18 protein-coding genes are annotated in these 16520 nt (G+C 71.8%); 6 read left to right on the plus strand and 12 right to left on the minus strand.

What is annotated here, in order from left to right; translation table 11 throughout:
- Positions 1-24 precede the first annotated feature (24 nt).
- The 4 genes from tsaE to AB0937_RS08005 form a co-directional block, all read right to left on the minus strand.
- Entirely contained in the window at positions 25-543 is a 519-nt protein-coding gene (gene tsaE, locus AB0937_RS07990; RefSeq protein WP_234850811.1) for a tRNA (adenosine(37)-N6)-threonylcarbamoyltransferase complex ATPase subunit type 1 TsaE, read from the minus strand.
- Entirely contained in the window at positions 512-1771 is a 1260-nt protein-coding gene (locus AB0937_RS07995; protein WP_366710302.1) for an alpha/beta hydrolase, read from the minus strand. The genes tsaE and AB0937_RS07995 overlap by 32 nt, the downstream gene beginning before the upstream one ends.
- 108 nt (positions 1772-1879) lie before the next feature.
- Positions 1880-3046 (minus strand): alanine racemase, encoded by a 1167-nt coding sequence (alr, locus tag AB0937_RS08000; RefSeq protein WP_366710303.1) that lies wholly within the window; start codon positions 3044-3046, stop codon positions 1880-1882.
- A gap of 267 nt (positions 3047-3313) precedes the next feature.
- Positions 3314-4744 carry an NAD(P)H-hydrate dehydratase gene (locus AB0937_RS08005; protein WP_366710305.1) on the minus strand — a complete coding sequence of 477 codons (1431 nt, stop codon included), beginning with the start codon at positions 4742-4744 and terminating at the stop codon, positions 3314-3316.
- A 173-nt stretch (positions 4745-4917) separates the two neighbouring features.
- On the opposite strand from AB0937_RS08005, the gene AB0937_RS08010 reads away from it, so the two are divergent.
- A complete protein-coding gene (locus tag AB0937_RS08010; protein ID WP_366710307.1) occupies positions 4918-5064 on the plus strand; it encodes a hypothetical protein in 147 nt (48 codons plus the stop codon).
- Positions 5065-5238: 174 nt separating this feature from the next.
- The gene (locus AB0937_RS08015) at positions 5239-5511 is read left to right on the plus strand and encodes a hypothetical protein (RefSeq protein ID WP_366710309.1); all 273 of its coding nucleotides are present in this window, start codon (positions 5239-5241) and stop codon (positions 5509-5511) included.
- 18 nt (positions 5512-5529) lie between these two features.
- Here the strand turns inward: AB0937_RS08015 and AB0937_RS08020 are convergent, their stop codons facing one another.
- A complete protein-coding gene (locus tag AB0937_RS08020; protein ID WP_366710311.1) occupies positions 5530-5901 on the minus strand; it encodes a holo-ACP synthase in 372 nt (123 codons plus the stop codon).
- A gap of 156 nt (positions 5902-6057) precedes the next feature.
- On the opposite strand from AB0937_RS08020, the gene AB0937_RS08025 reads away from it, so the two are divergent.
- A complete protein-coding gene (locus tag AB0937_RS08025; protein ID WP_366710312.1) occupies positions 6058-6405 on the plus strand; it encodes a hypothetical protein in 348 nt (115 codons plus the stop codon).
- Positions 6406-6457: 52 nt separating this feature from the next.
- Here the strand turns inward: AB0937_RS08025 and glmS are convergent, their stop codons facing one another.
- The 3 genes from glmS to AB0937_RS08040 all read right to left on the minus strand — a co-directional run bounded on the left by glmS (position 6458) and on the right by AB0937_RS08040 (position 10296).
- Positions 6458-8305 carry a glutamine--fructose-6-phosphate transaminase (isomerizing) gene (gene glmS, locus AB0937_RS08030; RefSeq protein ID WP_366710314.1) on the minus strand — a complete coding sequence of 616 codons (1848 nt, stop codon included), beginning with the start codon at positions 8303-8305 and terminating at the stop codon, positions 6458-6460.
- A 171-nt stretch (positions 8306-8476) separates the two neighbouring features.
- On the minus strand, positions 8477-9292 hold the full coding sequence (locus AB0937_RS08035; RefSeq protein ID WP_366710316.1) for an ABC transporter permease: 816 nt from the start codon (positions 9290-9292) through the stop codon (positions 8477-8479).
- The gene (locus AB0937_RS08040; protein WP_366710317.1) at positions 9289-10296 is read right to left on the minus strand and encodes an ATP-binding cassette domain-containing protein; all 1008 of its coding nucleotides are present in this window, start codon (positions 10294-10296) and stop codon (positions 9289-9291) included. Before AB0937_RS08040 ends, AB0937_RS08035 begins: the two co-directional genes overlap by 4 nt.
- A gap of 191 nt (positions 10297-10487) precedes the next feature.
- Here AB0937_RS08040 and coaA point away from each other — a divergent pair, with 191 nt between their 5' ends.
- Complete coding sequence (coaA, locus tag AB0937_RS08045; protein WP_234848891.1) at positions 10488-11456, plus strand: type I pantothenate kinase; 969 nt, start codon at positions 10488-10490, stop codon at positions 11454-11456.
- Positions 11457-11488: 32 nt separating this feature from the next.
- The gene (locus AB0937_RS08050; protein ID WP_366710655.1) at positions 11489-12418 is read left to right on the plus strand and encodes a DUF389 domain-containing protein; all 930 of its coding nucleotides are present in this window, start codon (positions 11489-11491) and stop codon (positions 12416-12418) included.
- A 106-nt stretch (positions 12419-12524) separates the two neighbouring features.
- Here the strand turns inward: AB0937_RS08050 and glmM are convergent, their stop codons facing one another.
- The 4 genes from glmM to AB0937_RS08070 form a co-directional block, all read right to left on the minus strand.
- Positions 12525-13883, minus strand: a complete 1359-nt coding sequence (glmM, locus tag AB0937_RS08055) for a phosphoglucosamine mutase (RefSeq protein ID WP_366710319.1) — start codon at positions 13881-13883, stop codon at positions 12525-12527.
- Between the two features lie 165 nt (positions 13884-14048).
- Positions 14049-14561: a 30S ribosomal protein S9 gene (gene rpsI, locus AB0937_RS08060; protein WP_004927169.1), complete on the minus strand. Its 513-nt coding sequence runs from the start codon at positions 14559-14561 to the stop codon at positions 14049-14051.
- Between the two features lie 42 nt (positions 14562-14603).
- Complete coding sequence (rplM, locus tag AB0937_RS08065; RefSeq protein ID WP_366710321.1) at positions 14604-15047, minus strand: 50S ribosomal protein L13; 444 nt, start codon at positions 15045-15047, stop codon at positions 14604-14606.
- A gap of 217 nt (positions 15048-15264) precedes the next feature.
- Positions 15265-15576: a hypothetical protein gene (locus tag AB0937_RS08070; protein ID WP_366710323.1), complete on the minus strand. Its 312-nt coding sequence runs from the start codon at positions 15574-15576 to the stop codon at positions 15265-15267.
- 74 nt (positions 15577-15650) lie between these two features.
- Here AB0937_RS08070 and AB0937_RS08075 point away from each other — a divergent pair, with 74 nt between their 5' ends.
- Entirely contained in the window at positions 15651-16517 is an 867-nt protein-coding gene (locus AB0937_RS08075; RefSeq protein WP_366710325.1) for a hypothetical protein, read from the plus strand.
- The last annotated feature ends 3 nt before the right edge of the window (positions 16518-16520 follow it).

The raw sequence follows: 16520 nt of genomic DNA on the forward strand, positions 1-16520 counted from the left end.
GCACACCGGGACCCACCGGGGGCTTCAGGCGGCGAGCACGCTCAGATCCGCCTCGGCCCAGCGTTCCCCCACACCGGTGAGCGTCATCTGCCGGACCTCGTCGGTCGTGTCGCCCACCGCGCGGTGGATCACCACCTGGAGCCGGTCCTCGGTCAGCTCCTCGACCTTGCCCTCGCCCCACTCCACGACGACCACGGAGTCGGGCAGCGAGACGTCGAGGTCGAGGTCCTCCATCTCGTCGAGCCCGCCGGAGAGCCGGTAGGCGTCGACGTGGACCAGCGGCGGCCCGTCGCCCAGCGCGGGGTGCACCCGGGCGATCACGAACGTCGGCGAGGTGACGGCCCCGCGCACGCCGAGCCCCTCGCCCAGGCCGCGGGTCAGCGTCGTCTTGCCCGCGCCGAGCTCCCCGCTGAGCATCACCAGGTCACCGGCGCGCAGGAGTTTCGCGAGCCGGCGGCCCAGCTCCCGCATCTGCTCGGGGGACGTGACGACGATCTGGACGGAGCCGGGCTCAGCCGGGCTGTGCGGTGCTGGTGCTTCCATAGCCCTTCACGGTAGCCCCTGCGGGCACGGCACCCGTGCGGGTGAGCAGGTCGGCGAGGCGGTCGGTGACCACTTCCGGGTGTTCCAGCATCACCAGGTGCCCCGCGTCCGGCACCAGCACCAGCTCGGCGTCCGGCAGCAGATCGGCGATGGCCTCGCTGTGCTCACTCGGCGTGACCAGGTCCTGCACCCCGGCCAGCACGAGCACCGGCAGGTCCGCCAGATGGGCGAGCGCCTCGGTCTTGTCGTGGTCGTTGAACGCCGGGTAGTACTCGGCGACCACGTCGATCGGGGTGCTCTCGATCATCCGCTCGGCGAACCGGGCGACGGCCGGGTCGACGTCCCGGGAGGCGAAGGAGTACCGCTTGATGACCCCGGCGAACAGGTCCGCGGTCGCCCGGCGGCCCTTCTCCACCAGCTCGGCCCGCTGTCCCAGCACCTTCAGCACCCCGGGCAGCACCCGCCGCACCGCGTTGACCCCGGCGACGGGCAGGCCGTAGTTGACCTCGCCGAGCCGCCCGGACGACGTCCCCACGAAGGCGACCCCGACGACCCGCTCGCGGATCAGCTCCGGGTACTGGTCGGCCAGCGCCATCACCGTCATGCCGCCCATGGAGTGCCCCACGAGCACCAGCGGCCCCTCGGGCGCCGCCGCGTCGATGACGGCCTTCAGGTCCCGGCCCAGCTGCTCGATCGTGATCGGCTCGTCGTCCCGCGTCTGGGCCACGCCCCGCCCGGAGCGGCCGTGGCTGCGCTGGTCCCAGTGCACGGTCCGTACGACGCCCCGCAGGGCCGCCCGCTGGAAGTGCCAGGAGTCCTGGCTGAGGCAGTAGCCGTGGCTGAAGACGACGGTGACGGGAGCGGGTGACTTGCGGCCGAACAGCCGTCGGCGGCGCGGGCCGATGGCGGCGGGGGCGGCCTCCGCGTCGAGGTCGTCGACCTCGTAGTAGAGCTCCGTGCCGTCGTCGGCGAACGCCTTGCCGGGCATGCCCCGCAGCGAGCCGTAGGGTCCCGCCGAGTCCAGGGCGAGCCGGGCTTTCTGCCGCATGCCGCGGCCGACCGTCATCCGCTCCAGGGCGACACCGGCGGCCGCGCCCGCGGCCACCACGCCTATCGCCACGCCGGCGATGCCGGTCGCCCGGCGCCAGCCTCCCGCCGCCCCCGCGGCGGAGGCCGCGACGGCCGCGGAGGCGACGTCCGCGACGACCTCCGCACTGCTCTCGCTCACGTACCGCTCCTCTTCGCCGGGGTGCCGATCGGGTGACTCGCCGGGTCGGGTGATGCCGATGTTGCTGTGGTGACTGTCGTTTCTCGCGTGACCGGTTCTCTGTGCGAGTTACCCGTCCTGTTCCTCATTCACATAGACGCGAGGAACGCGCGTTCCGATCCGGGTCACGATTTCGTAGGCGATGGTTCCGGCCGCCTGCGCCCAGTCCTCCGCGGTGGGCTCGCCCCGGTCCCCCGGCCCGAAGAGGACCGCCCGGGTCCCCGCCGCCGGCTCGTCGCCCCCCAGGTCGACCACGAACTGGTCCATGGCGACCCGCCCGGCGATCGTGCGCCACTTGCCCTCGACCAGGACCGGACCGGCCGAGGAGGCGTGCCGCGGGATGCCGTCCGCGTAGCCCAGCGGGACCAGGCCGAGGGTCGTCGGGCCGGGTGTCACGTACCGGTGGCCGTAGCTGACGCCGTGCCCGCCCGGTACGTGTTTGACCAGGGCCAGCGAGGCGGACAGGGTCATCACCGGCCGCAGCCCGAAGTCGGCCGGGGTGCCGAGCTCGGGGCTGGGCGAGATGCCGTAGGTGGCGATGCCGGTGCGGACCAGGTCGAAGTGGCTCTCGGGGAGCGTGAGGGTGGCCGGGGAGTTGGCGATGTGCCGGACCTCGGGACGCACGCCCCGCTCCTCGGCGTACGCGACCATGTCCCGGAACACGTCGAGCTGGGCGGCGATGGAGGGGTGCCCGGGTTCGTCGGCGCAGGCGAAGTGCGACCACAGTCCCGTGACGCGCAACAGCCCCTCGGCCTCGGCGCGCAGCGCCGCGGAGACGAGCGCGGCCCAGTCGTCCCCGGGCTGGCACCCGTTGCGTCCGAGCCCGGTGTCGGCCTTCAGCTGCACCCGGGCGGGCCGGTCGGCTCCCCTGGCCGCCTCGACGACCTCCTCCAGGGCCCACATACCGCTGACGGACACGTCGAGCTCGGCGTCGATCGCCTCGCGCCACGGCCCTCCGGGCGTCCACAGCCAGCACATGATGCGGCCCGGCAGCCCGGCGGCCCGCAGGGCGAGGGCCTCCTCCGGCGTGGCCGTGCCCAGCCAGGTCGCTCCCGCGGCGACGGCCGCACGGGCGCACGGCACAGCCCCGTGGCCGTACGCCTCGGACTTCACCACGGCCATCACGGCCGCGCCCGGCGCATGGGCACGCAGGGCCCGCACATTGGCCCGCAGTGCCGCCAGGTCGATCTCGGCCCGGGCCCGCAGGGGGGCGGTCGGGGCTGTTCTCTCGCTCATCGCGCCCAGTGTCTCAGAGGCCTCCGACGGCGGGCCGCCTCCGTACCTCTGTGCGTCACCCGGGGCGAGTTCGAACCGACCGGCGGTGGGGAGGGGGCCCGGGACCACGGCGGGGGCGGGGCGACACGACGCGGGCCATCGAGCGGACGGCGGTGCGCAGGGGCGTACGGGAGAGGTCACGCGGCGCGGTCGGTCGGGCCCGTGCCGCCATCGGAGTGGTCCTGCCGGTGTTCAGGCCGGCCTCGACCGGCCCGCCCCCCTCGGTCCTCACCCCAGAACGTTCCGCCATGCCGCCGGGATCGCCTCGGCGACATCGTGCGCCCCCACCGGCGCCCCGTCCGCCGCCAGCCGCCCGGCCAGCCCGTGCAGATACGCCCCCGCACTCCCCGCGTCGACCGCGGACAGCCCTGCCGCCAGCAAGGACCCGCACAGCCCCGACAGCACGTCCCCGCTCCCGGCCGTGGCCAGCCACCCCGTCCCGGTCGGGTTCACCCGTACCGCGCCGCCTCCCGAGTCGGCCACGAGCGTCGTGGAGCCCTTCAGCAGCACGGTGGCGCCGTAGCGCCGCGCCAGCTCCCGGACCGCGGACAGCCGGCCGCCCTCGACCTCGCCCCGTTCCACTCCCAGCAGCGCGGCCGCCTCCCCCGCGTGGGGTGTCATCAGCGTCGGCGCCCGCCGCCCCCGCACGACCTCCGCGTCCGCCAGCCGCAGCCCGTCGGCGTCGATCAGCACCGGCACGTCCGCCGCCAGCGCCTCCGCCACCGTCACGGCGTCGTCCCCGGCCCCCGGTCCGACGACCCATGCCTGCACCCGCCCGGCGTGCTTCGGCCCCCGGTCCGACACGAGCGTCTCGGGAAACCGCGCGATGACCGCGTCCCCGGCCGGCCCGACGTACCGCACGGCCCCGGCGCCGCCGCGCAGCGCCCCGGCGACGGCGAGCACGGCTGCCCCCGGATAGCGCGCGGACCCGGCGGCGATCCCGACCACGCCCCGCCGGTACTTGTCGCTCTCCGCCCCCGGCACCGGCAGCGACCGGGCCGCGTCCACGTGCTGCAACGCCTCCAGCTCCGGTTCGGGCGGCAGCTCCAGCCCGATGCCGACCAGGCGCACCGACCCCGCGTGCTCCCGGGCGGGGTCGATCAGGAGCCCCGGCTTGTGCGTGCCGAAGGTGACCGTCAGGTCGGCCCGCACGGCGTCCCCGTGCACCTCCCCGGTGTCGGCGTCGACACCGCTCGGCAGGTCGACGGCGACCACGGCGGCCCGCGACCGTGCGGCGGCGGCCGCCAACGGCACCGCTTCCGGCCGCAGCCCGCCCTTCCCGCCGATCCCGACGATCCCGTCGACGACGAGGTCCGCGCCCTCGACGAGCGCCTCGCCCTCACCGGTACCCGCGACCCGGCCCCCGGCGCGCCGCAACGCCGCGAGCCCCGCGGCGTGCGCCCGTTCCGGCGCGAGCAGCACCGCTGTGACCCCGGCCCCCCGTCGGGCCAGCCGGGCCCCGGCGTACAGGGCGTCACCGCCGTTGTCGCCACTGCCGACCAGCAGCACGACCCTGCTCCCGTACACCCGCCCCAGCAGGTCGGCGCAGGCCGCGGCGAGCCCGGCGGCGGCGCGTTGCATCAGCGCCCCCTCCGGCAGCCGCGCCATCAGCTCCCGTTCGGCGTTCCGGACCGTCTCCACGCTGTACGCAGTACGCATGCGGTCGAGTTTCCCGCAGGACCGCCGGGCCACTCCCCCTCACACGCACCTCGCGCGTCCCGCCCCTCGGCGGACCGTGCCGCTTCGTCCAGTCGATCAGGCTGAGGGGCAACCCCGGCCGTGCGTCCGGCCGGACGTTCATCAGCGGTGGCGCGTGGGCGGGCAGCCCGTCCGTGCACCTGACCGAAAGGCTGCGCAGCGCCCCGGGGTGCAAGGCCCACGTGATTCCCGTCGGTCACGACATCGCCCGCCGGGACCCGCACAGCCTCGCGGCCGTTCCCGGCGCGCTGCCGTACGGCTCCCCGCGTTCCGGCTCCTGACCGAGGTGCCCGCCGGCCTGCCGCGACACCACGAGCGGGCCCTCCGGGCAGCCGGGCATGCGCACCGCGGCCGACGAGATCATCCCCCGGCACCGCCCGCTGTTCCGTCACCCCCGGCGGGCCGGTACCATCGAGCTACGTTTTGAACTTGTTCAAAAGGGGGATCGGCGAGATATGACCAGCTCGACAGCACCCGGCGACACCGACAGCCCGGCCACCGCCCTCGGCCCGACGGCCCTCGTTCTCGGCGCCTTCTCGGCCGTGGGGACCTGGGCGTTCCTGTTCCCGTGGACGGTCCTGGCCGGAGCACTCGCGGTGACGCTCGGGGCGATGGGCCTCCACTACGCCCGCAAGGGCACGGGCCGCATGTGGCCGGCCGCGGCCGGTACGGCTCTGGGCGCGATCGGTTTCATCGGCACCGCCACGCTGATCTGGGGCCTGTACTAGCCGGGCCCGGGATGTCTCTCACCCCTCGGCGATGACCACCGCGGAGGCGACGCCCGCGTCGTGACTCAGCGACACATGCCAGCTCCGCACGCCGAGTTCGGCGGCCCGGGCCGCCACCGTCCCGGTCACCCGCAGCCAGGGCCGTCCGCTGTCCTCGACGCACACCTCGGCATCGGTCCAGAGCAGCCCGGGCGGCGCGCCGAGCGCCTTGGCCAACGCCTCCTTGGCCGCGAACCGCGCGGCCAGCGAGGCGACCCCCCGCCGCTCCCCGCCGGGCAGCAGCAACTCCCGCTCCAGGAAGAGCCGTTTGGCCAGCGCGGGCGTACGCTCCAGTGAAGCCGCGAACCGTTCGATCTCGGCAACGTCGATGCCGACCCCGATGATGCTCATGGGCAGCACCCTACGGTGACGGGCCGGATCCGTCCCGAACAGTGCCCGGACCACCGCCCGAACGACCCCGTGATCTTCAACTCCCGTCCCTCGCTATAGAGTTCGCGCTGACCGCGATGAGCAAACGGCATCGCACCAAACGGGAGGACACCGACCATGAAGTTCGCGTCGCTGGGAACCGCGGCCAGTGCCCTGGCTCTCTTCGCCACGGCCCTCACCGGCACCGTCGCCACCGCGGGCACCGCCGCCGCGGCCCCGCCGAAGGACTGCAGCAAGGCGATCGTCAACGTCAAGGCCAAGGAGACGGTCAACGTCCGCAGCGCGCCGAAGACGTCCGCCACGGCCCTCGGCATCTGGGGCAAGGGCAAGAAGGGCGGCATCTGCAACGACGGCAAGTCCTTCAAGGGCGGCTCGTACACGGCCTGCGGCAAGACGAGCAACCAGTGGTACTACGGCGGCGACAAGGTGAACGGCTGGGTCCCGAAGACCTGCATCAACTGGTAGTCGCCGAACGGGCGGCAGGGGCGAGCGGCGAAGGGCCGCCCGCCCCTCGTGCTCACTCCACCGTCACCGACTTCGCCAGGTTGCGGGGCTGGTCCACCTCGTTGCCGCGGGCCGTCGCCAGCTCACAGGCGAACACCTGCAGCGGCACCGTGGCCACGAGCGGCTGCAGCAGCGTCGGGGTGGCCGGCACCCGGACCAGGTGGTCCGCGTACGGCACGACCGCCTCGTCGCCCTCCTCCGCGATCACGATCGTCCGCGCGCCACGCGCCCGGATCTCCTGGATGTTGGACACGATCTTGTCGTGCAGCACCGACCGTCCGCGCGGCGAGGGCACCACCACGACCACCGGCAGGTCCTCCTCGATCAGCGCGATCGGCCCGTGCTTCAGCTCTCCGGCCGCGAACCCCTCCGCGTGCATGTAGGCGAGTTCCTTCAGCTTCAGCGCACCCTCCAGCGCCACCGGATACCCCACGTGCCGCCCGAGGAAGAGCACCGTCTTCTTCGAGGCCAGCGTGCGGGCCAGCTCCCGCACCGGCTCCATCGTGCCCAGCACCTCCTCCACCGCACCGGCGATGGAGGACAGGTCGCGGATCACCGCCCGGATCTCGTCGCCCCACTTGGTGCCGCGCACCTGGCCCAGGTACAGGGCGACCAGGTAGCACGCCACGAGTTGCGTGAGGAACGCCTTGGTCGAGGCGACGGCCACCTCGGGCCCGGCGTGCGTGTACAGCACCGCGTCCGACTCGCGCGGAATCGTCGAGCCGTTGGTGTTGCAGATCGCCAGCACCTTGGAGCCCTGCTCACGGGCGTGCCGCAGCGCCATCAGCGTGTCCATGGTCTCGCCCGACTGGGAGATGGCGATGACCAGCGTCCGCGCGTCCAGGATCGGGTCCCGGTAGCGGAACTCGCTGGCCAGCTCCACCTCGCAGGGCAGCCGCGTCCAGTGCTCGATCGCGTACTTGGCGATCAGCCCGGCGTGGAAGGCCGTACCGCAGGCGACGATGACGACCTTGTCGATCTCCCGCAGCACCCGCGGGGGGATCCGCACCTCGTCCAGCGTCAGCGAACCGGAACCGTCGATCCGGCCCAGGAGCGTGTCCGCGACCGCCTTGGGCTGCTCTGCGATCTCCTTGAGCATGAAGTAGTCGTAGCCGCCCTTCTCGGCGGCCGACGCGTCCCAGTCGACGTGGTACGACCGCACGTCGGCGGGGCGGCCGTCGAAGCCGGTCACCCGCACGCCGTCCCGGCGCAGCTCCACCACCTGGTCCTGCCCGAGCTCGATCGCCGAGCGGGTGTGGGCGATGAACGCGGCGATGTCCGATGCGAGGAAGGCCTCGCCCTCCCCCACACCGACCACCAGCGGCGAGTTCCGCCGCGCGCCGACCACCACGTCCGGCTCGTCGGCGTGCACCGCGACCAGCGTGAACGCGCCCTCCAGCCGCCGGCACACCAGCCGCATCGCCTCGGCGAGATCCGCGCAGGAGGAGAACTCCTCGGCGAGCAGATGCGCCACGACCTCGGTGTCCGTCTCGGAGGACAGCTCGTGGCCGCGCTCCGCCAGCTCGGCGCGCAGCAGGGCGAAGTTCTCGATGATGCCGTTGTGCACCACGGCGACCCGGCCCGCGTTGTCGATGTGCGGGTGGGCGTTGGTGTCCGTCGGCGCGCCGTGCGTCGCCCAGCGGGTGTGCCCGATGCCCGTCGCGCCGGCCGGCAGCGGTCTGCCGTCCAGCTCCTTCTCCAGGTTGAGCAGTTTGCCGGCCTTCTTGGCCGTCGCCAGCCCCCCGTCGGCCAGGACGGCGACGCCCGCCGAGTCGTACCCCCGGTACTCCAGCCGCTTCAGCCCGGCCATGACGACCTCGAGCGCGGACTGCGGCCCCACGTAACCCACGATTCCACACATGAGCCGCAGCCTACGGTCCGATGCACCCGGAAAACCCCTGAAGCGTGCCCGGAATCGGAAATAATCCCGCCTTCCACGACCCGGTGACGACGGACTTTCCTCCCTGACACCTCCTCATGGGCGCCCGCGGCGACGACCGGCCGCCGATCCGACGCGCAAGCCGACCGCGTCTCAGACCTTCGCCCGGTAGGCCCGCATCGCCAGGGGATAGAACACCAGCGCGATGCCCGCCGCCCACACCAGCGACCACATCACCGGCTCCGCCACCGCCCCGCCCAGCAGCAGCCCCCGGAACGCATCCGACAGGTGCGTCACCGGGTTGACGTCGCTCCAGGCCTGCAGCCAGCCCGGCATCGTGTCGACGACGACGAACGCGCTGCTGGTGAACGTGATCGGGAAGATGAGCGTGAAGGCGAACGCCTGGACCTTCTCGGCGTCACCCGCCAGCATCCCGATCAGCACCGCGCCCCAGGACACCGCCGCGGCGAACACCATCACCAGCAGGGTGCCGAGCAGGAAGCCGCCGAAGCCGCCGGTGACGCGGAAGCCGAGCACCAGACCGAGGCCGATCATCAGCAGCAGCGCCCACAGGTGCTTGGCGAGGTCGGCGGTGATCCGGCCGATCAGCGGCGCGGAGCGGGCGATGGGCAGGCTGCGCAGCCGGTCGAAGACGCCTTTGGTGAGGTCGGTGTTGAGCGCCATGGCCGTGTACATCGTCATGAACAGGGTGTTCTGCACGATGATCCCGGGCAGCGCGTACTTCAGATACGCGTCGGGCGAGCCGGCCATCTGCCCGCCCAGGACATAGGTGAACAGGAACACGAACATGATCGGCGTGATGCTGTAGTCGACCAGTTCCAGCGGGTTGTGCTTGACGGCGACCAGGCTCCGCCAGGCCATCGTGAAGGTCTGCCGCAGTCCGGCGAGGGGCGGCACCCGGCCCGACGCGGTGACCGACGCGCCGAGAGTGCCGGCGGTGGCGGTCATGACCGGCTCACCGCCTTCGCCAGTTCCTCGTCCTCCTGGACGGCCGCACCGCCGTCCTCCTCGGCCTGGCCCGGCTCGGCGCGGTGGCCGGTCAGGGACAGGAAGACCTCGTCGAGCGAGGAGCGGCGCAGGGCCAGCTCCCCGACCGCGATGCCCTCCCGGTCCAGCGCGCGCACCACGGCCGGCATCAGCTCGGGGTCCTTCACCGGGGCGGTGACCGTCTCGCCCTCGATCCGGGCCGCGGGCCCGGCGGCCCCGGCCACCAGGGCGTGTGCCCGCGCCAGGTCCTGCCCGGCGATCGGCCTGAGCTCCAGCACCTGACCGCCGACCTGCGCCTTCAGCTGGTCCGGAGTGCCCTCGGCGATCACCCGGCCCTTGTCGATCACCACGATGTCGTCGGCGAGTACATCGGCCTCGTTCAGGTACTGCGTGGTCAGCAGCGCGGTCGCACCGTCCGCGACCAGGCCGCGCAGCAGGTCCCACAGCTCACCACGACTGTGCGGATCGAGGCCGGTGGTCGGCTCGTCGAGGAAGAGGATGCTGGGCCGGCCGACGAGGCTGGCCGCGAGGTCCAGGCGTCTGCGCATGCCGCCCGAGAAGGTCTTCGCGGCCCGTCCGGCCGCGTGGGTCAGCTGGAACCGCTCCAGCAGTTCACCGGCCCGCGCCTTCGCCTCCCGCCTCGGCAGACCCAGCAGCCGGCCGATGAGCAGCAGATTCTCCGTCCCGGTGAGGTTCTCGTCGACCGCCGCGTACTGCCCGGTCAGCCCGACGAGCGAGCGGACGACCCCCGCCTCCCGGACCACGTCGTGCCCGGCCACCCGGGCCCGCCCGCGGTCCGGGCGCAGCAGTGTCGCGAAGATCCGCACCGCGGTCGTCTTCCCGGCGCCGTTGGGGCCCAGCAGCCCGAGCACCGTGCCCTTGCGGGCCGCCAGGTCGACGCCGGCCAGCGCCTCGGTCTCCCGGAACCGCTTGACCAGGCCTTCCGCCTCTATCGCGTACGTCATGGGTACTCCCGGGCGTTCGTGGGCCCCGGACCGGGCCCACCCTCTCCACAACTGTGACGCACGCCACTGACATTCCTCCCGGATCAGTTTTCCTCCGGCGAAAGCGGGGCGAACGGCTCGCGTGACGGATCCCACCCCACCGTCCGTTCGTACGCCCGTAACAATGGACTGTGATCTCTCCGGTCTCCTCGATGCCCCGGAGCGCCCACCGGCCCCGCCCGGAGGCGACTCCCTACGTCGACCTCACCCGCGCCGAGTGGAGCGCGCTGCGCGACAAGACGCCGCTGCCACTGACGGCCGAGGAGGTCGAGAAGCTGCGCGGTCTCGGCGACGTGATCGACCTCGACGAGGTGCGGGACATCTACCTCCCGCTGTCCAGACTTCTCAACCTCTACGTCGGTGCCACCGACGGCCTCAGAGGCGCCCTGAACACGTTCCTGGGCGAACAGGGCTCCCAGTCGGGCACCCCGTTCGTCATAGGGGTCGCCGGTTCGGTCGCCGTGGGCAAGTCGACGGTCGCCCGCCTCCTTCAGGCCCTGCTGTCGCGCTGGCCCGAGCACCCGCGCGTCGAGCTGGTCACCACCGACGGCTTCCTGCTGCCGACGAAGGAACTCCAGGCCCGCGGCCTGATGTCCCGCAAGGGCTTCCCGGAGTCCTACGACCGCCGGGCCCTGACCCGCTTCGTCGCCGACATCAAGGCCGGCAAGAACGAGGTCACCGCGCCCGTCTACTCCCACCTGATCTACGACATCGTCCCCGACAAGAGGCTCACGGTCCGCCGCCCCGACATCCTGATCGTCGAGGGCCTGAACGTCCTCCAGCCGGCCCTGCCCGGCAAGGACGGCCGCACCCGCGTCGGCCTCGCCGACTACTTCGACTTCAGCGTGTACGTCGACGCCCGCGTCGAGGACATCGAGACCTGGTACCTCAACCGCTTCCGCAAGCTGCGCGCGACCGCCTTCCAGAACCCGTCCTCGTACTTCCGCAAGTACACCCAGGTCTCGGAGGAGGAGGCCCTGGACTACGCCCGCACGATGTGGCGCACGATCAACCGTCCCAACCTGGTGGAGAACATCGCCCCCACCCGCGGCCGCGCCACCCTCGTGCTGCGCAAGGGTCCGGACCACAAGGTGCAGCGGCTGAGCCTGCGCAAGCTGTGACGGCCAGGAAAAGGCGGGGTTAGATGGGCGCCATGCTTCATCTGCGCGTGATCACACCGTCCGACCGGACCGACGAGGTCCTCCTGCTGATCGAGAAGACGGTCGGCACCACCCACCTCGTCGTCCTGCCGGGCGCCGCCCAGGACCCCGCCGGGGACGTGGTGATGTGCGACGTGGCGCGCGAGGCGGGCGACGAGCTGCTCGCCGGCCTGCGGGACCTGGGCATAGACACCACCGGTTCCATCGCCGTCGAGTCCATCGACCTGTCCCTGTCCGAGCGGGCCGACCAGGCCGAGGCCGACGCACCGGGCGAGGGCGCGGACGCGGTGCTGTGGGAGCAGCTGACCGAGGCCACGCACGAGGAGTCGACCCTCTCCGTCACCTACCTCGCCTTCATCACGCTCGCGACCATGATCGCCGCCTGCGGTGTGGTCCTGGACAACGCGATCCTGATCGTGGGCGCCATGGCGGTGGGCCCCGAGTTCGGTCCCCTCACCGGCATCTGCACCGCGATCGTCCGGCGCCGGCCGCGCCTGGCCCTGCGCTCGCTGATCGCGCTGCTGGTGGGCTTCGCGGTGGCGATGGCGGTGACGGTCGGCTTCAGCCTCCTCATGGACGCGGCCGGCCAGTTCACGGAGAGCCGTCTGGAGGCGGACCGGCCCAACACGGGCTTCATCTACGCGCCCGACAAGTTCTCCTTCATCGTCGCGGTCCTCGCCGGCATCGCCGGCACCCTCTCCCTGACCTCGGCCAAGTCGGGCGCCCTGGTCGGCGTGGCCATCTCGGTCACCACGATCCCGGCCGCCGCGAACGCGGCCGTGGCCCTGAGCTACGGCGACACGAAGCAGACGTGGGGCTCCACGGAACAGCTCCTGCTGAACCTGCTGGGCATCATCGTCGCCGGCACGGCGACCCTGCTGGCCCAGAAGTGGTTCTGGACCAGACAACGCCAGCGGCTCTAGAAGGCGGCCGGGGGGCAGCGCCTTCAGGGGCGCGGGGAACTGCGCGACAAGCCACGAACAACCCGCGCCCGCGGTCGACCGCAGCCGCCACCCCCGGCCCGGTTCACTACCCGAGCGCGGACTTCACCGCATCGGCCAGCCGCCCCGCGACAGACCGAGCCTGCTCGATATCGGCGGCCTCCACCATCACCCGGACCAGCGGCTCGGTCCCGGAGGACCGCAGCAGCACCCGCCCGGTCTCCCCGAGCTCCCGCTCCGCGTCCTCGACGGCCGCGGCCAGCTCCGTGGAGGTCTTCACCCGGGACTTGTCCACGTCCGGGACGTTGATCAGCACCTGCGGCAGCCGCTCCATGACGGCGGCGAGATCCGCCAGCGTGCGCCCGCTCTGCGCCACCCGCGCCGCCAGCAGCAGCCCGGTCAGCGTCCCGTCCCCGGTCGTCGCGTGGTCGAGGATGATCACGTGCCCGGACTGCTCGCCCCCGAGGGCGAACCCGTGCTCCTTCATCTCCTCCAGCACGTACCGGTCGCCGACGGCGGTCTGCACCAGCCGGATGCCCTCGCGCTCCATGGCGAGCTTGAACCCGAGGTTCGACATCACCGTCGCGACGACGGTGTCGAACCGCAGCGCGGAGCGCTCCCGCATCGCCAGTGCGAGCACCGCGAGGATCTGGTCCCCGTCCACCTCCGCACCGGTGTGGTCGACGGCGAGGCACCGGTCGGCGTCACCGTCGTGCGCGATGCCGAGGTCGGCCCCGTGCTCCACGACGGCGGCCTTGATCTTGTCCAGGTGCGTCGAGCCGTACCCGTCGTTGATGTTGAGCCCGTCGGGCTCGGCCCCGATCGTGACGACCTGCGCACCGGCCTGGCGGAACGCCTCCGGCGAGACCCGGGCGGCGGCGCCGTGCGCCTCGTCCAGGACGACCTTCAGCCCGTCGAGCCGGTTCGGCAGGACACCCAGCAGATGCGCGACGTACCGGTCGGCGCCCTCCTCGTACGCGCGTACGCGGCCCACGCCGGACCCGGTCGGACGGTCCCACGGAGCACCGGTGCGGTGCTCCTCGTAGACGGACTCGATCCGGTCCTCCAGCTCGTCGGCGAGCTTGTGCCCGCCGCGGGCGAAGAACTTGATGCCGTTGTCGGGCATGGCGTTGTGGCTCGCGGAGAGCATCACGCCGAGGTCGGCGCCGAGCTCCGCGGTCAGGTACGCCACGGCGGGCGTCGGCAGCACACCGACGCTCAGGACGTCCACGCCGGCGCTGGCGAGGCCCGCGACCACGGCGGCTTCCAGGAACTCCCCGGACGCACGGGGGTCACGCCCGACCACGGCCTTCGGCCGGTGTCCCTCGAACGTGCCCGCCTCGGCCAGTACGTGTGCCGCGGCCACGGAGAGGCCCAGGGCCATCTCCGCCGTCAGATCCGCGTTGGCGACACCGCGCACGCCGTCCGTGCCGAAGAGTCGTCCCACAGTGGTGTCCTCCGTATTGCTGAAGAGAATGCGGCTCACATTCCCGCGTACCTTCCCTGAGACTGTCCGGGACCGGTAGGGGTTGTGTAAACGAACCGCCCCGGCAGCACAACCGTGCCGCCGGGGCGATCGAGGCGAAGCCAGTCGCGAGGACGGGCGTCGCGTTTAGCGCTTGCTGTACTGCGGCGCCTTGCGGGCCTTCTTCAGACCGGCCTTCTTGCGCTCGACCGCACGGTCGTCGCGCTTGAGGAAGCCGGCCTTCTTCAGCGGGCCGCGGTTGTTGTCGACGTCCGCCTCGTTCAGCGCACGGGCGACACCGAGACGCAGCGCACCGGCCTGGCCGGAGACACCGCCACCGGCGATGCGGGCGATGACGTCGTAGCGGCCCTCGAGCTCGAGAACCTTGAACGGCTCGTTGACTTCCTGCTGGTGCACCTTGTTCGGGAAGTAGTCCTCGAGGGTGCGACCGTTGATCTTCCACTTGCCGGTGCCCGGGACGATCCGGACGCGGGCGATGGCGTTCTTGCGACGGCCCAGGCCGGCGGCCGGCTGGGGCTCACCGAAGCGGGAGGCCATGGACTCCGAGGTGTACTCACCCTCGACGGGGACCTCGGACTCGGTGGTGTAGCTGTCGATGTCAAGCTCTTCGAGCGGCTGCTCGGCAGTGGTCTCGGCCACGATTCTCCTCAGATTCTGTTCAGTCTTAGGGGGTGGCCGGACTTACTGCGCGACCTGGGTGATCTCGTACGGCTGCGGCTGCTGCGCGCCGTGCGGGTGCTGGTCACCCTTGTAGACCTTCAGCTTCGAGAGCATCTGACGGCCCAGCGTGTTCTTGGGGAGCATGCCCTTGACGGCCTTCTCGATGGCCTTCTCGGGGTTCTTGTCGAGCAGCTCGTCGTAGCGGACGGAGCGCAGACCACCCGGGTAGCCGGAGTGGCGGTACGCCATCTTCTGGATCCGCTTGTTGCCGGACAGGTGCACCTTGTCCGCGTTGATGATGATGACGAAGTCACCAGCGTCGACGTGGGGGGCGTAGATCGGCTTGTGCTTGCCGCGGAGGAGTGTCGCGGCAGTGGTGGCGAGACGACCCAGGACAACGTCCTGAGCGTCGATGACGTGCCACTGGCGCGTCACATCGCCGGGCTTGGGGCTGTACGTACGCACGGTTCGTAGCCTTCGCTTCGAGTGAATGGTCCATAACTGGTCACCGAAACGATCACGACAGCCTGGACCGCACTGCGGCGACGCATACCGCGTACGTGGGGTCGCTGGTCATCGGCCCGGTGGACCGGTGTAAGGGCCCGTCCCGTGAGAATGAGCAAGCCAATACACAACGAACAAGCAGAATACCGGGGCTCACCACAAGGGTCAAAACGCGGTATCACCGCAGCCGCTCGGTCACCGACACGTACAGGACGGCACAGAGCGTGACGACCCGCCGCAGTGTCCTTCGCCGCAGCGGTCTTGCATACGGGAACACCGACGAGACGACCACGTCCACCGTGACCGCGGCACCCCACCGCAGCACGGACCGGCCCGCGCGCGGACGGCGGAACGCGCCCAGCGCCCCCACCACGACCGACGGCCACACCCCGGCCGTGAGGACCGGCCAGGACAGCAGACACCCCAGCAGCACCACGATCGGCAGCAGTCGCCCCAACCACCCGCAGATGTCGCCTTTGCCCGTGCGCATGGGAGGAACGCTAGGGGCTCCGGTGCCCAACCGGGCGGACCAGCACGCCCCTTGTCCCGTCTAAGATGCGCCCCATGAGCTTTGGGCAGGGGGGACCTCAGTCCCAGTGGGATCCCTGGAAACCGCAGTCGCAGCAGCCCTGGAACAGCGGGGGCGGCCAGTCTCCGGACTGGGCAGCGCTCGCTGAAGCCTCCGAGGCCCGCAACAAACGACGCCGGGTGCTGCTGATCGGCGGCGGCGCACTCGCCACGGTCGCCATCGGCACCGCCGTCGCGGTGGCCGTCGTGTCGGCCGGCAGCGACAAGCAGGGCAACCCGACCGCGCTGCCCTCGTCCGAGATCCCGAGCCAGTCCGCGTCGGCGCCGTCCTTCGCCCCGACCAGCGCTCCGCCGCCGCTGGACCCGAAGGACTTCATCGCCAGCGCGAAGAAGGACAAGGCTCCGCTCAGCCCGGACACGCTCTTCCCGGGCACCCAGCTCACCGTCGGCGAGACGGTCTACAAGAAGGGCCCCACCGCGGACACGAGGAACTGCGCCTCGGCGGCCGGCGGCACCCTCCCCAAGATCCTCACCGGGAACGACTGCACCCGCCTGATCCGGGTGACCTACGTCAAGGACGGCATCGCGGTGACGGTCGGCGTGGCCGTCTTCGACACCGAGGCACAGGCCGCCAAGGCCAAAAGCCAGACCACCAAGAAGAGCTTCGTCAAGTCGCTCTCCGGCGGCGGTGTGAAGGCCTTCTGCGAATCCGGCTTCTGCCGCACGACCAGCAACGCCTACGGCCGCTACGCCTACTTCACCAACGCCGGCTTCACCAGCGGCAAGGACGTGACGACGAAGGACACCGAGGTGTTCGCCACGGGCGACAACCTCCAGCAGTTCACGTTCAACCAGATCCGCCGCCGCGGCGAGGCCCAGGCCTCGGCCGCGGCCGACGAGTGACCG

The sequence above is a fragment of the Streptomyces sp. NPDC047880 genome (assembly GCF_040706515.1).
Classification (GTDB): Bacteria; Actinomycetota; Actinomycetes; order Streptomycetales; family Streptomycetaceae; genus Streptomyces.